The organism is Arthrobacter sp. Y3223164, from assembly GCF_059091005.1.
On the sequence record NZ_JBNHGF010000778.1, the window covers coordinates 1 to 620 of the forward strand.

General features: G+C 73.2%; 1 protein-coding gene. It reads right to left on the reverse strand.

All coding sequences use genetic code 11. The features are described 5' to 3' along the window. Nucleotides 1–152: 152 nt before the first annotated feature. On the reverse strand, nt 153–620 hold a 468-nt coding region (locus tag AC5RUJ_RS17960; RefSeq protein WP_494156480.1), incomplete at its 5' end, for an IMP dehydrogenase.

Genomic DNA, 620 nt, shown 5'->3' on the forward strand with positions numbered 1-620 from the left:
CCCCGGCGCCCACCACCCCGCCGCCGACGATCAGCACGTCCAGCTCGGCCCCGCGCTCCTGTGTGGCGCGCAGCGCGGCCAGCGCCTGCTCGCGGCTCTCGGGACTCAGGGCTCCGGTGGTCATCGCCTATCAGCCTCCCAGCATGGTCGGATCAGTCGCGGGCCTGGATCGGCGCCAGCACCACTTCGCAGCGCTGGAACTCTTTCAGGTCCGAGTACCCGGTGGTCGCCATCGACCGGCGCAGCGCACCGACCAGGTTGGAGGTTCCGTCGGTGTGGTTGGACGGGCCGTGCAGCACCCGCTCCAGCGGTCCGACGGTTCCCACGTTCACGCGGTCGCCCCGGGGCAGTTCGTCGTGGTGGGCCTCCTGGCCCCAGTGCCAGCCGCGGCCCGGCGCTTCCTCCGCCCGGGCCAGGGCGGAACCGAGCATCACGGCGTCCGCCCCCATGGCGATGGCCTTGACGATGTCGCCGCTGAAGCCCACGCCGCCGTCGGCGATCACGTGCACGTAGCGGCCGCCCGATTCGTCCATGTAGTCCCGGCGCGCGGCCGCCACATCGGAGATCGCCGAGGCCATCGGGGCGTGGATGCCCAGCGCCCGGCGCGTGGTCGTCGTCGC